At 69.1% G+C, this 14211-nt stretch carries 11 protein-coding genes and 1 pseudogene; 6 read left to right on the top strand and 6 right to left on the bottom strand.

The features are described 5' to 3' along the window. Positions 1 to 130: 130 nt before the first annotated feature. From ACFWB8_RS27985 to ACFWB8_RS27975, 3 genes are all read right to left on the bottom strand, one after another. On the bottom strand, positions 131 to 709 hold the full coding sequence (locus tag ACFWB8_RS27985) for a Dps family protein (RefSeq protein WP_007262660.1): 579 nt from the start codon (positions 707 to 709) through the stop codon (positions 131 to 133). A gap of 105 nt (positions 710 to 814) precedes the next feature. Then, positions 815 to 1321, bottom strand: a complete 507-nt coding sequence (locus ACFWB8_RS27980; protein ID WP_385232874.1) for a DoxX family protein — start codon at positions 1319 to 1321, stop codon at positions 815 to 817. A 5-nt stretch (positions 1322 to 1326) separates the two neighbouring features. Further along, entirely contained in the window at positions 1327 to 1989 is a 663-nt protein-coding gene (locus ACFWB8_RS27975; RefSeq protein WP_385232871.1) for a hydrolase, read from the bottom strand. A gap of 452 nt (positions 1990 to 2441) precedes the next feature. Here ACFWB8_RS27975 and ACFWB8_RS27970 point away from each other — a divergent pair. From ACFWB8_RS27970 to ACFWB8_RS27955, 4 genes and pseudogenes are all read left to right on the top strand, one after another. Continuing rightward, a pseudogene (locus ACFWB8_RS27970) lies at positions 2442 to 2615 on the top strand (CorA family divalent cation transporter); the annotation flags it as partial. Positions 2616 to 3076: 461 nt separating this feature from the next. After that, complete coding sequence (locus tag ACFWB8_RS27965; RefSeq protein WP_385232868.1) at positions 3077 to 3499, top strand: hypothetical protein; 423 nt, start codon at positions 3077 to 3079, stop codon at positions 3497 to 3499. Next, positions 3496 to 6381, top strand: coding sequence for a hypothetical protein (locus ACFWB8_RS27960; protein ID WP_385232865.1), 2886 nt, complete (start codon positions 3496 to 3498; stop codon positions 6379 to 6381). The genes ACFWB8_RS27965 and ACFWB8_RS27960 overlap by 4 nt, the downstream gene beginning before the upstream one ends. After that, the gene (locus ACFWB8_RS27955) at positions 6378 to 7241 is read left to right on the top strand and encodes an immunity 49 family protein (RefSeq protein ID WP_385232863.1); all 864 of its coding nucleotides are present in this window, start codon (positions 6378 to 6380) and stop codon (positions 7239 to 7241) included. The genes ACFWB8_RS27960 and ACFWB8_RS27955 overlap by 4 nt, the downstream gene beginning before the upstream one ends. A 323-nt stretch (positions 7242 to 7564) precedes the next feature. Here the strand turns inward: ACFWB8_RS27955 and ACFWB8_RS27950 are convergent, their stop codons facing one another. Continuing rightward, positions 7565 to 8257, bottom strand: coding sequence for a DUF6308 family protein (locus ACFWB8_RS27950; protein WP_385232860.1), 693 nt, complete (start codon positions 8255 to 8257; stop codon positions 7565 to 7567). A gap of 197 nt (positions 8258 to 8454) precedes the next feature. On the opposite strand from ACFWB8_RS27950, the gene ACFWB8_RS27945 reads away from it, so the two are divergent. Next, positions 8455 to 8673, top strand: coding sequence for a hypothetical protein (locus tag ACFWB8_RS27945; RefSeq protein WP_385232857.1), 219 nt, complete (start codon positions 8455 to 8457; stop codon positions 8671 to 8673). After that, positions 8666 to 9898: a helix-turn-helix domain-containing protein gene (locus ACFWB8_RS27940; protein WP_385232854.1), complete on the top strand. Its 1233-nt coding sequence runs from the start codon at positions 8666 to 8668 to the stop codon at positions 9896 to 9898. The genes ACFWB8_RS27945 and ACFWB8_RS27940 overlap by 8 nt, the downstream gene beginning before the upstream one ends. Positions 9899 to 10012: 114 nt before the next feature. Here the strand turns inward: ACFWB8_RS27940 and ACFWB8_RS27935 are convergent, their stop codons facing one another. After that, positions 10013 to 11341 (bottom strand): SWIM zinc finger family protein, encoded by a 1329-nt coding sequence (locus tag ACFWB8_RS27935; protein ID WP_385232852.1) that lies wholly within the window; start codon positions 11339 to 11341, stop codon positions 10013 to 10015. Next, complete coding sequence (locus ACFWB8_RS27930) at positions 11338 to 14193, bottom strand: DEAD/DEAH box helicase (protein ID WP_385232849.1); 2856 nt, start codon at positions 14191 to 14193, stop codon at positions 11338 to 11340. Before ACFWB8_RS27930 ends, ACFWB8_RS27935 begins: the two co-directional genes overlap by 4 nt. Positions 14194 to 14211 lie beyond the last annotated feature (18 nt).

Below are 14211 nucleotides of genomic sequence, written 5' to 3'. Positions count from 1 at the left end.
TTGTTGCAGACCCGCCCCCCCCCGGGGTCCGCTTGTCCGCGGCGGCGCTCCCCCCCGCCCCGCCGGGCCCGGCGGTCCCCTCCCCCGCGGCCGCCACCGCCGCCGACCACGACGACGTCGTACGTGTCCATCAGCCGCGCACCAGAGGGGTGTCCACGAGGTGCTCGGCCAGGAACCACACCTGCGCCTCGCCGGTGCGGATGACATCGGAGACGAGCAGGTCGGCGCTGCCCTCGTCGCCCTCCCCGGAGAGCCGCGCGGCGGCGTCCCGGGCGTCGATCAGGATCCGCTCGTGCGCGTCGAGGAGCCGCGACAGCATGACGGGCACCGGCTCGACGCCGTCCGGCGGCCGGGGGATCGACGTCAGCTCCGCGACGTGACGCGGGTCTCCGACGGCGACGCCGCCGAGGCTCTGGACCCGCTCGGCCAGCGCGTCCACGATGGCCAGTTGGGCCTCCGCGTGCTTGTCCAGCATCAGGTGGAGCGAGTAGAAGGTCGCCCCGCGCATGAGCCAGTGGTGCTTCTTGTAGAGGGAGTAGAGGATCTGCGTGTCAGCGAGGACGCGGTTCAGCCGCTGGCAGGCGTACATGCGGGTGTCGTGGCCGAGGCCGATCGGCAACTGCTTGAGCGTGCCGAACGCCTGGGTCTCGGCGCCCTTCTGGTGCAGCAGCGGCTGGCCGCCGCCGTGCGGGGTCGTGAGGGTGTCCATCGAGTGCTCCTGTTCGGGAGAGAAGGTGGGAGGGCCCGGCCGCCCGGTCGGGGGTACGCGGGCGGCCGGACCCGGTCTGCGCGGCTCGCGCTCAGCGCTCGGCGCTCAGCGCTCGGCGATCGCCGGGGCGGCGGTCCGGTGCAGGACGAGCCGGGTGAGGAGTCCGCTGCCGAGACCGGCCACGAGCGCGAGGGCGGCCCACCACAGCGGGTACGGCGTGAGGCCGAGGGCCGCGTCGAGGGACCAGGCGCCGGGGCCGGTGGCGGCGAGGGCGGCGGCGGTGCCGATGAGGACGAGCGGGTACTCGTACCCGTCGTTCTGCACCCAGAGCCCGTGGCGCCATTTCACGGTGATCGCGACCGTCATGACCCCGATGGCGCCGGTCGCGGCGAGCGGGGTCAGGAGGCCGACCGCGAGCAGCAGGCCCGATCCGGTCTGACCACCGCCCGCCGCCAGGGCGGTGAGGGCACCGCCGCGGAAGCCGTCGGCGCGGAACTCCTCCGTACCGCCCTCCAGTCCCTTGCCGCCCAGGTGCGAGCTGATCTTCTGCACACCGTGGCCGGCGACGAGCAGTCCCACCAGCAGACGCAGGATCAGAATGCCGGTGTCCACAGGGGTCAGCCGGCCGCGTGCGCGCCGATGACGCTCTGCGCGTACACGACGCCCAGGCCGTACGCACCCGCGTGAGCCTTGACGATCTCCATGACCGCGCCGTACGACTCCTGACGCGCCCAGTCGCGCTGCAGCTCCAGGAGGACCTGGACCCAGGTCACCGGGACGGCGCCGGCGGCGATCATCCGCTGCAGCGCGTGCTCGTGGGCGGCCGGGCTGACGCCACCGGAGGCGTCGGTCACGACGTACACCTCGTAACCCTGCTCAAGCGCCGAGAGCGCGGGCAGCACCAGGCAGACCTCTGTCCACAGACCCGACAGGATGATCTTCTTGCGCCCGGTCGCCTTGACCGCCGCCACGAGCGCCTCGTCTTCCCAGGCGTTCATGGTGGTGCGGTCGATGGTCTCGTTCTCGGGGAACACCTCGGCGAGCTGCGGCAGCAGGGGCCCGGAGAACGACTCGGCGGCCACCGTGGTCAGAACGGTCGGAACGTCGAAAGCCTGAGCCGCCTTGGCGAGACCCACGGTGCTGTTGATGATCGCGGCACGGTCTCCGCTACCAGTGCCGAAGAACATCTGCGGCTGGTGGTCCACGAAGAGCATGACCGAGTTGTCGGGCGTGAGCAGGTCCTTGCTCGGGGCGGCCTGCACCTTGGTGATGTCGAACACGAGGGGTCCTCTCGAAGCAATCGGTATCGTGCCCGCCGCGTCCGCGGTTCGGCACTTCTTCAAGCTACGAGCGGCCCGGCCGAGCGCGTTGACCTTCTGCGCCCAGGGGTTGGCACGACAGCGCACAACCGGTCAGGGGCGAGATCCGCGCAGTGTCACGGGCGCGAACGCTTAAGGCCGCGACGCCGGCACATTCGCCCCGAGACCCCTCCGAAACGGCGCGCAACCCCACACCCCAACCCAACGAAGGGCCGCCTCACCAGCGGAAACGCTGCCAGGAACGGGCTGCGGCCGGGGAGAACCTGGGGGGAATGAAGGTCCGCTGGGAAGCGGCTGGGGAGAATCGACCGCGCAAAACGACGCCACCGGGAAAGCCCCGGAAACGAGCAAAGCCGCAGGTCAGCACGGCTCGTACAGCCATCTGCGCAGGTCAGCGGTGTGAGGGTGACGACTTCAAAAAAATCTCCTCATGGGCCGTCATCCTCTTCGCCCCCACCCTGGTCGGCACCACCTACGGCATGAACTTCGACACCATGCCCGAACTCCACTGGGCAGGCGGCTACCCCTTCGCGATCCTCCTGATGGCCGTGGTCTGCGTGAGCCTGTACTCAGTTCGCCGTACTCGAGGAGGTGGATCGTCTTCGAGGACGAAGCCTATTTCGGTATCCGGGCACCGTGAGAATCGTGATCGCGACGGCCGCAGAGGGCGTCGCCACGGTCCAGGCGTCAACCAGAGCGGCCATCAGACACACGACCCGCCAAGACAACACGTCCCGGCTGCTCGCGTGGCGTTTCTGCTCACGTCAGGCCACCCGCCAAGGCTGGTTCTTCACGGTGTTGCCGTAGCCTCGCGACCACGGGGAGGCAGGAGTGGGCGGCGTACGGCCTGGTCTTTCGTGCGTGGTGATAGCGGGACTGGCCCGATGGCGCAGGGGGAGGCGACGCCTTGAGGGAGGGGGTCGGCACTCGCCAGTCGAAGGCCGTCGGCTATGACTATCCACGGGAGGCTCCTCCTCACACCGCGGCGGAAGTTGACCCACGGCGTCGAGATGGTTAGTCGGGAGACGTTGCACCCGTTGCTGATTACATGAGCAAGAACTTGGCTGATATGGATGGATGCTCGCTTGGCCTGGCGGGGGATCATGGGGAAACGTTCCTGCTGGTGGGCTGGTGGGATCGATACAGGGGATCGTTGATGACGTCGCGGGACCTTAAGTCGCAAGCCAGACTGCGCCAGTTGAAGGATGTCGGCGGGCATGCCGGTGACCATCCGCACGCTCCTGCAACGCAACTCATGGGCGTGTCGCAGGCGACGATCAAGGCCGTAGCTGCGGCTCGAGGGGTGTGCGTGGCAGCGCGGCGGACAGACTTCGACTCGATTTGGCAGCGAGCCGAGCCTTCGGTGTTGGGCGCGGTCGAGGTCACCGACGAGTGCAGCGAGGGTGATCTGGACGCGGCGAAGAACATGCGTCTTGATCTGCTGGGTGAGGCTGCGGGGGGCCAGAAGTGAGCAACGATCCGGTCAACCCGGGCGAGGTGCCGGTCTTCACCGGGAATCTCGCCGAGTTGGAGACGAAGGCGAAGGCCCTGGCCAGCGATGGTCCGAAGATCGCCACAGCGGGCTCGGACGTGCACACGACGTTCGGTGGTCTCTCGGCGTTCTATCAGGCTCCCGAGGCGGAGCAGTTGTTCGCGGTGACGAAGCCGGTCCAGGATGTGACCTCGCATTTCACGGCGGATCTGAAGGTGATCTCGGGTGCGTTGACGACGTATGCGCATGACATCACTCCGCTGGTGGCGAAGTTGGACCGATTGCGTGAGGACGCGGCGAAGTTCAAGACGAAAGTCTCGCACGAGGACAAGTGGCGTGAGGACGGCGATCTGATCGAGGAGAACCTCGATCGCCGCAATGAGATCGCGGAGGTGTGGGCGCAGTTCCAGGACGTGGAGCGTACTTGTTACAACAAGATCGTCAACCTGTTCTGCGGGGTACCCCTCGCCAAGGACGACGGCTCCCATGGCGCGAGCATGTACGGGTACGACGCCAAGGCGCTGAAGGCGTCGAAGTCGCTCCCGTGGGGTGATGCGGTCGAGGAGTCGGTTCCGTGGTGGCAAGTGTGGGAGCACGCCTACGACTTCGGGAAGGGCGTCATCGTCGACGGCGTCGTGGGCACTTTCAAGGGTCTGGGTACGCTCATAGGCGTGGATGGCTGGGACGCCGCCGGCCAGGCCTGGAGCGGCTTGGCCAAACTCTCCACCTTCGCTGCGGTCACCTCCATCCCGGGCCTCAACGCGGCCTTCCTGATGGCGGACGACAAGGATCTGCCGTCCTGGCTCCGTGACTCACGGACCGCGGCGAAGGAAACCGGCAAGGCCATGCTGGCGTGGGACGAGTGGGGCCACAATCCGTCCCGCGCGGCGGGCGCGGTCACCTTCAACGTGGTCACGGCCATCTGCACTGGCGGCGCAGGCGGCAGCGCCTCCGCCGCTGGCAAAGCCGGTGCCGCAGCCAAGGCCCTTTCCTTCGCAGGCAAGGTCGGGCAGGCAATCGACCCAATGGCGTACGTCTTCAGGGGCGCTGGCGCGGGCATCTCCAAGATCGGAGATGTGGTGACCGGTCTCAGGGGCTTGGGTAAGATCGACATCGCCCCCTTCCCCGAAGGCACTATCGCCCTTCCCGAAGGCGCGCTCAAGCTCCCCGACGGCACCATCCACCTGCCCGAGGGTGCCAAGCTCCCTGTCGGCGCGGTCAAGCTGTCCGACGGCGCCATCAAGCTCCCGGAAGGCACCACCAGCCTGCCGCCGGCCACAGTCAGGCTGCCGTTCGAAGGAGGCCCGGCGAAGTATGTCGACAGCCACGGCAACCTCTACAAGGAAGACGGCAGTCTCTTCCAGCATGGAGACGAGGCCAGGGTCGACAAGACGCCGAACTCGGCGGCGGGCGCGGACATTAATCGGATCGAGACCCCGGACCTGCGGGAACATCCGGTCCTCGCCGGTGTCGGCGGCCGCGGTGACGACGCCATTAAAGTCGGCTCCGACACGTCTGCCTCGGTGCGCGTCGGTGACCACCGCCCTGGCCTGGGCGACCGTACCCCCATGGGCCGGGCCGATGGCCACGGGTCCCCCGGGGGCAATGCGGGTGACCACACGCCCAGTAGCAGCCTGGACAACAGCTCCCGCGGTGGCGGAAGTCATCCCACGCACAGCACCCCGACAGGCGGCAGCCACACGGATACCCCGCCCAGGGGTGGCGGCGGCCGCGACCTCCCGGACGCATCGACGCCGGACAACGGCCATCCATCACGCCCCCACCCTGAGGCCTCTGGCCTGGATGCCCTCGACGACGCTGTCCGCGCGCGCGGGAACGCAGCGGACGAGGCGGACGCCGACGGTGCCGGTGCCGGCGACGACGCGGCCACAACTGCCAGGGACGACATGGCCCGGGGCACTCCGGCCCCGCGCCAACCCGTGCCGCGTCCCGAGTTCATGCTGGACGGTCCGAACCCCTACGGACCGCGCGGACGGCTCGAGCTGGAGCAGATCGAGGAGATCCAGGTATACCGTGCCAACGAAGAGCCCGGCTATTTCGAGGATTATTACAAAAACAACGGCCGCCGCTTGCGCCTGTCATTCAAGGACGAGAGCGGGTACAGCCCGCCCCACCTCACCCGGATGTCGGACGACGGCCCGTGGATCCGAGCCAAGGACGCACCTGCGGCCCCCGAGCCTTTCTATCTCGACGAGGACTACATAACCCTGGGCAGGGATTCCGTTACGGACCCGGGTCGGCTCGCAGTGCTTGACGGGGCTGCGGAGACTCGGCACTTCGCCGTGACGTGGGACAACATCGTCGAGAATTGGAAAAATGAGGCCGGCGCAGCCCACACGGCGGACAATACCTTCGAATCGGCCGGTGAATGGGCAGAGGCCAGGGGAACGTACAAGGAATCCCACACGGAGATGGGTAACGCGACCGAGGCGTTCGGTGAGGCTGCAGCCGAGCACCACTTCATTGCCGAGCACTACCCGGGTTTCGAGAAGCAGGAACTCCTCGGCCCAAACAACGGCAAAGACCAGTTCGACCAGGTCTGGATGCATCCAGACGGGCGGATTGTCGTCATAGAGGCCAAGAGCAGCATCAAGACGGATCTCGGCACGCGCACCCTCCCCCCTCCCAGTAGAAGATCTGTTTCCCAGGGAAGCCGGGAATACTTCTTCGATATTCTCCGGGTCATGAACAAGCGAGGTGAAACTGATCTCGTGGAAGCCTTGGAAAGAGCACTCGACGGCAAACTGGATTATGTCGTGGTCAAGGGTGGGCTGAACAAGGGAACGTACAATGGCTTCCAGTACCGGCGGTTCGCCATAAGCAAGGGGACTCTTCCGTGACCGTGACTGTTGCCCGCCATATTGTGCCAGGGCCCGACGCCGAGCGGTTCGCCGAGCGTCTGAGCCAAGGAGTGGCCAAGCGAATCGACCGTCTTGAGAGCTCGACGGACGCGATCGACTTCGCGTTCAGTACCGCTCTCCAGGCGCTGCAAGCCCACTGCGTTGCTGATCCGCAGGCGGCAAAGCTGGAGACCTGGGAAGCCACGGTCAACGCGATGCAGGTGGGCTCGGCGCTGTTTGCCGTGACCGGTGCGAGCGAGGGGACCGTGGACTGCCGGATCAACGAGAAGATGCAGACTCTCTCGGCGATCGGCCCGCAGCCGTTCGCCGATGCGGGGAACTGGCTGACGGCGTTCTGGCTGGCCGTCATCTGCCGTGAGCAGACGCGGATGACACAACTGTGCGAGATCCCGCTGGAGCGGCTGCGTTCGCCGGAGGGAACATACGACGAGTTCGTCTACCACTACGTGGACGTCCTGCAGACGTACTGGCTCCAGCGTTCAGGCCTGGTGGACAAGCTCATCGCCGCGATCGAGACGTCGAACCCCGCAGTCGCGCAGACCACTCCACGTGACCTCCTGCAAGGCGTGCTCTATCCGCCGATCAACCTCTTCTACCACTTCGTCCGCAAGCACGAGGAAGGATTCAGCCCTGCACTAGAGGAGGCGCTGAAGCTTCACAAGGCGTACTGGACCCTGGACGAAGACCGGGAGGCCGACATCGACGGCGCAGTCGCCCTGGGCCCACTCGCCATGGCGTCGCTGGCTTACGACGGGAAACTCCCCATCAAGGTCGAGTCCGATTACCTGCCCAAGCACCTCCTCGAGCACGGCTGGCTGGGGGAGTTCCCCACCTACTGAGGTTTTCAGGGTGGGGTCGACGGTGTGAGGGTCAGGCCGGTGGCGGTGCGGCATCCGTCGATAAGGTGAGGTCGGAGCTGGATCCTGCGACAACCTGCTCGCCCGCATCGCCGGGGCCGAACGCGAAGGATGGCTCGGCGAAGTCGAAGGACTCAAAGTCAGCCTCGCCGGCGCCGAGGGAAAGCTTGCCCAGCTTGACCGGCGTCCGACCGACGGAGTCGTTGACCTGGGCATCTCCACCGCGACCACTAAACCGTGGCCCCGACGGGTGACAAGGACATTGTCCGGGTGCTCGGTCAACACGCGAAGGTGGAGACGAAAGGTCAGCCTGGAAGGTCAGCCTGGGACGCCCCGCAGTCCTTCTCCTTATGGCTTGCCACATGGCTCATCCATAGAACTACGTCACAGATCCGCAGGGCCGAAACCGTCTCCGGCACACCGACGCCATCCCGCAGCGAGAGCAGCTGCTCATGCAAGGCATTGCCATCGGCAGCCAGCGCTTCCCGCAGCGACAACCAGAAGGACCCCGGATGCCCGACCACACAGCGCACCACGTGGTCGTAGACCGGCAGAAGGCGCGGACGCTTGCGGGCCAGGAGCTTGTTGGTCGTGACCCACCCCAGTCCCTTCTGACCATTCAGGAGGTGCCAGGCCCGGTCGGCTGGAGAACCGGGCCCCAGCAGAGCAGGTTCTGCGTTCGCCATGTCTGTATCGGCAGGTATCTGGCGAAGAAGGGCGGAAAGCTCCCCGGCGAGGCGGCCCTCCAACAAGGCGAGCGCTGCCGGGGGCGGCACCTGAACGGACAGCGTCTGCACGGCTATCAGGTCTGCCGCAGTGACAATGTTGGCGATGTCTGCTCGGTCACCGCCACCGTCCAGGTGCTCGAAACGGGAACCGGTGAAGGCAGGTGTGACGGCCTTGCGCTCGTCAACGTCAAAGTAGCGCCCCAGGTCGGCCGCCGCGTCCGCAGTGGACAGCAGCGCTCGCAGCCGCTCAGTGAAGCCAACAGATGCCATGTCAACTCTCCATGCGCAGATGGGTGGTGCGGTGACATCCGAGCGTAACGGCGGCCCGGCACACCACGACCTCCGGTCCAAACGCCGAGCGTGTCGCCGTTGCGGTCAGTCAGTGTCGCCATAGTGCGTACATCGCGCACTAAGTGACGCTATGTTGCACACGCGCAGGCAACATCAGCGACGAAAGGTCCACTGCCATGTCTCGCCTGAACCTCGCCCAACTGACCCTCACTGCCGCCCAGAACATCCAGACCGCCGACGAAGTCCGTCGTGACCCGGCCGTCGTCAAGGCGGCCAAGCAGTTCGCGGAAGACAGCACCCAGGCTTTCCGCTCCGGTGTTGCGCTGGCACGTGAGGCTCAGTCCTCCTGGCGTCGCCACAGCCCGCCGGCCAAAAGGACCGGAACCGATGAATGATTTCAGCGCAGAGGCGATGGGCCTCGTGATCCGCGAGCACCGCCAGGCCCAGAAACCCTCCATGACCCAGGAAGAGCTGGCTGAGCAGGCCGATTACGGGAAGGGCGGCGCGGTCTCGATCTCCCGGATCGAGCGCGGGCTCGTAAGCCCCGGGGAGCACCGTCTGGCCGGCATCGCCCTCGCGCTCCACCTCACACCCGCGCAACTCAGGCAGGAGGCGGAGGACCGAACCCGGTCCCTCGCTCGTCAGCGGGGCCAGTGGGGCCAGCGGCCGGTGAAGCTGCGCGACCAAGTCGCGGAGACGAAGAGACGCCACGCCGAGATCAACGAGAAGGCGGCACAGCGGTCGAAGATCACCCAAGAACACGGGGAAGCCTTCAACCGTGTCCACGATGTCGTCCGCGACGAGTTCTTCATGAGGTTCGTGGAGCTGGCCAAGAGCATCAGCGGGGCGCCCGAGCCGGAAAGGCCGGGTGAGGAGGAGATCGAGAGCACGGGCGGGACCCCTACGGCGATACGTATCGAGACCATGTCCGCCGGGATCGCCAACGCCATCCGTGGTGCCGCCGCTGGAGGTGCGGCCGGAGCGGCAGTCGGCGGCGCCGCCGCCTACGGTGCGTTCACCGCCGCCGCGGTGTTCGGAACCGCCTCCACCGGGACGGCTATCTCGGCGCTGGCCGGGGTCGCCGCGACCAACGCGACTCTGGCCCTCCTGGGAGGAGGCACGCTGGCCGCGGGCGGTGCGGGCATGGCGGGTGGGATTCTCCTGCTCACCGGCATGGTCGCCGCCCCGGCAGCAGCGCTGGCGGCCGCCGGCTTCTACGTTTTGAGGCAGCGCCGGAACAAGAAGGAGGAGGAACGTCTCCGAACCCAGGTCGAGGCCGCGGAGGCGGCTCTGGACCAGTCGCAGAAAGGCTTCGACGCGATGGTCGACGTACTGTCGCGCGCCACGGTCATCATGGAGTACGTCGAAGTCCACGGCACCCACGCCCTTGAGAAGTGGAGGGCGAGTCTGCCGCCGGAGCCCCGGGACTGGGGATCGCTCGGGCACGAGGGGCGGGAACGGTACAAGGAGTTCCTCACCGTGTCGGGATGCTTCCTCGCCGCGAGCATCATCAACGTCCCTGCTCTCCTCACGGCAAGGCCCGACGATGTGCGCGAGATGGACAAGGCCATAGACGAGACGCTGCGGTACGCGGACAGGACCATCCGGTCGATCATCTGAGTCCCGAAGTCGTTGGCACGCGCAGATCTGGTGCAGCGCGCCGCAAAGCCCTTTCCGGTTGCCGGTGCCGGTGGGTCCACGGACGCCGCCGGGCACTTGCCCGAACCCCGCAGGTCATCGGGGCTCGCGCGAAGGGGAGCGGGCCGGAGTCTGCTGCCAGGCCACGGTGAGTGCGGCGACCAGGTCGGCATCAGCCGGGCCTGCGGGCCACCAGTCGCCGTCCTGGTGGAGGTACGGGTACCAGCGGTGGTCGGGGCCGAGACGGAGCTGGAGTCCCTGATCGGCGAGGGTGAGACGGTTGCGCCAGACCTTGAGGGGGACGGCCCTGTCGGTCATCTCCGCGAGAGCCTCGGTCAGGGTCGTGCGTGCGGCGGCCATCGCGGCGGGGTCGGGGGTGTGGGGCTGCTCGGCGACGGCGAGGCCCGTGGGGCCTCCGTGGTGCCAGGCACGGGTAAGTCGGGCGAATTCGGGGGGTCTGACGCCGGGGGGCTCGGTCAGGTGGTGGATCCGCCCAGGTCCTGGGCGGGTGGCGCCGATCCGTACCGCGTCCTGGTGCTGGGTGAAGTGCAGGCTGGTGACATCGCCGGTGAGGAGCCGGGCGGCGCGTGCGGCGGCGTCGGCCGTGATCTGTTCCAGGTCGTCGGTGCCCAGGCCGGACGCGGTCGGCGGGGGAACGGGCAGCGCGCGAGTGTACGCGGCTGGCTCCGGAAGATCAGGGAGCGCGGCGGGGCGGTCGGCGCGTTCGGCCCAGCGGGCGTACGCGGCGGCGGCCGGGGTGCCCGCCACCGCGCCGGGTACGGCGGCGCGCGCCTGAGGCGTCGCGCGGCGTGCGCGCAACTGGGCGTAGATCTCTTCGCGCTCGCGGCCGCGCAGCGCGAAGAGCACGAACGGATCGGCGTCGATGGTAGAGGCGATGGCGTAGCAGAGCGCGGCGGCGTGTTTGCAGGGATAGCCCCAGTCGGGGCAGGAACATTCGGGGTCGAGTTCGGTGGGGCGCGGCAGCAGGGGCACGCCTGCCTCGCGGGCGTCGTCGACGAGCTCGGCGGGCATCTCCCCGTCGAGGAGAGCGGCGAGGTGCCCGGCGCGGGCCGCGATGGCGTCGAGGAGGATGTCCCACTGGGTATCGGTGAGCACCGGCAGGTGGACCGAGGAGCGGTAGGGGCTGGGGCGGCTGCCCTGGACGGGGGCCTCGACCCGGCCGGGGGTGACGGCGGGCGCCCCGACCAGTCCCTTGCGGGCATAGGTGCGGCCGCGGGAGAGGCGTGCCGCGTCCAGGGTCGAGTCCTCCAGGGCGGTGACCCAGGCCTGGCCCCACCAGGTGGCGGCGAAGGCTCGTTTGCCCCGGGCCGGCGCGCGGCGGGCTCCGGCGTGGGTGTTCCCGCCGGCCGGCGGGACTCCCGCCGTGGCAGGGGGCGTGGCGGGCGACGGCCGGGCGGGGCTCATGACCGCCGTCCCAGGGCGACGAGTTCGGCGAGGTCGGCGTCGGACAGTTCGGTGAGGCCGGCCTCGCCGGAGCCGATGACGGCGTCGGCGAGGGCCCGTTTGGTATCGAGCAGCCGGGCCACTTTGTCCTCCACGGTTCCCTCGGCGATGAGCTTGTGCACCTGGACGGGCCGGTCCTGGCCGATGCGGTAGGCGCGGTCGGTGGCCTGGTCCTCGACGGCCGGGTTCCACCAGCGGTCGTAGTGCACGACATGGGTGGCGCGGGTGAGGTTGAGTCCGGTGCCGGCCGCCCTGAGTGACAGCAGGAAGACGGGGACCTCACCGGCCTGGAAGCGTTCCACCATCTCCTCGCGGCGGGCTACCGGGGTTCCGCCGTGCAGGAAGAGGGCGGGGATGCCGCGGGCGGCGAGATGCTTTTCCAGCAAGGACGCCATCTGCTTGTACTGGGTGAAGACCAGGACCGACTCGCCCTCGGCGATGAGGGTGTCCAGGAGTTCGTCGAGCAGGTCGAGTTTGCCGGAGCGGCCGGCCGATAGTGCGCCGCGGCCCGGCACGTTCGGTTCCTTGAGGTACTGGGCGGGGTGGTTGCAGATCTGTTTCAGCGCGGTCAGCAGCTTCAGGACCAGGCCGCGCCGGGCGATGCCCTCGGACTCCTGGATGTCGGCCATGGTTTCGCGGACCACCGCCTCGTACAGGGCCGCCTGTTCGGCTGTCAGTGAGACGACGCGGTCGGTCTCGGTCTTGGCCGGCAGTTCGGGCGCGATGCCCGGGTCGGATTTCTTGCGGCGCAGCAGGAAGGGACGTACGAGGCGCGACAGCCGCGCCGCCGCCTCGGGGTCCTCACCCGACTCGACGGCACGGGCGTAGCGGTCGCGGAAGGATGACAGCGAGCCGAGGAGCCCCGGGGTGGTCCAGTCGAGCAGCGCCCACAGTTCGGAGAGGTTGTTCTCGACGGGGGTGCCGGTCAGGGCGACGCGGGCCTTCGCCGGCAGGGCGCGCAGTTCACGGGCGGTGACCGCGTAGGGGTTCTTGACGTGCTGGGCCTCGTCGGCGGCCACCAGTGAGAAGGTGGCCTCGGCGAGCGTCTCGCGGTCACGGCGCAGGACTCCGTAGGTGACCAGGACGATCTCGTCGTCGGCAAGACCGGTCAGGTGGCGGTCTCCGCCGTGGTAGCGGCGGATGGGCGTGCCGGGCGCGAACTTCTCCGCCTCGCGCTCCCAGTTGCCCAGCAGCGAGGCGGGGCAGACCACCAGCGTGGGACCGGCGGTGGCGGGATCGTTCTGGCGGTGGAGATGGAGGGCGAGGAGAGTGATGGTCTTGCCCAGGCCCATGTCGTCGGCGAGGCAGCCGCCCAGGCCGAGGGCGCACATCTCGGCCAGCCAGGCGAGACCCCGCTTCTGGTAGTCGCGCAGGGTGGCCTTGAGCAGGGCGGGTTGCCCGACCGGGGTACGCAGGGCGGGGTCGCGGATCGCTTCGACCAGTTCCCCGAGGGCGCCGACGGCCTGGCAGGCAATGGTCTCGCCGTCCCGTTCGGCCTCACCGGTCAGCGCGGCGGACAGAGCCTCCATCGGGGTGAGCGGATCCATCCGGCGTCGTTTGGCGCGGGCCACCAGCTTGGGGTCGGCGACCACCCACTGCTCGCGCAGCCGGATGAGCGGGCGGCGCGCTTCGGCCAGCTCGTCCATCTCGGCCTCGGTGAGCGGCTCGCCGCCGAGCGAGAGCTGCCAGGTGAAGTCGAGGAGCGCGTCGGTGTCCAGGAACCCGCCCGCGCTGGAGCCGGGGGCGGTGCGCCGGGTGATCTCGGCGGTGGCGGTGAGCGCCTTGACCAGTTCGCGCGGCCAGTGCACGGCCACCCCGGCGGCGCCGAGCGCGTCGGTGGCGTCTCCCAGCAGCTCCATGGCCTCGTCGTCGTTCAGCCGCAGCTCGTCGGGGGCGGCGTCCCCCAGCAGGCGGGCCAGGGGCGGCCAGGCGCGGGCGCCACGGCGCAGCGCGAGCAGCGTCTCGGTCTCCACGCGCGGGCCGAGGAGGCGTTCCACCTCGGCCGGTGCGCTCCACAGGTGGGTGGCGTCGACGACGAGTGCGGGGTCGGCCGCGGTGTGCAATTGCAGGACGGCCCGGAACTGGCTGCGCCTGCCCTCCGGCGGCTCGACCCGCAGCGAGACGCCGATATCGGCGGTGAGCGCGGCCTCGGTCTCCTCGGCCCAGGCGCGCAGGGCAGGCAGGGCGCGCGCCTGCTGCCAGGCGTAGGGAACGGGGCCCATGGCGAGCGGCATGGCCGGGGTGCGGGCCAGACTGTCGGCGACGGCGTCGCAGAACCCGCGTACCAGCACGGCCGGTTCGACGATCCGCAACGGGGCGGGGCCCTGGACGGGCAGGCAATGGGCGTACGGCGGGAACGCCTCGGCGAGAGCGGCCAGGGCCTGGTGCTGGGCGGTGGTGAAGGGGCCTGCCCGCCAGCTGTCGTAGCCCTCGGGCGTGAGCGCGGGGAAGAGCCGGCCGTCTGCGAGCAGCCGCAGCGCGAGCCGGGCCGCGGCCTGCCAGGCGGTGGCGGACGCGTCCCGCGTCCCCGGCTCCGTCCCCGGCTCCGTCGCCAGCAAGGCGGATACGGCGACGGGGACGGGCAGCGCGTATCCCTCGACGGAGCGCCTGCGCACCGACCGGCCGTGCGGGAGTACGAGCTCGGCCCGCTCGGTGTCGATCCCTGCCGGGGGCGCGTCCGGAGCGGCGGCCGCCCTGGTGGGCCTCCACAGCAGCAGCCGCCCCTGCCGGGCCGGCTCCGCGGCCAGGAAGACCGCCGCCCAGCCGCTGTCCAGGAGACGCGCCGCGAAGGCGGTCGCCTCCGGGGTGGCCAAGGGCGGCGTGCTCCTCGC

This window comes from Streptomyces sp. NPDC060031 (genome assembly GCF_042736805.1).
Lineage (GTDB): Bacteria > Actinomycetota > Actinomycetes > Streptomycetales > Streptomycetaceae > Streptomyces.
Note: the sequence above shows the minus strand (reverse complement) of the source record. Positions and strands in the feature narration are given on the sequence as shown.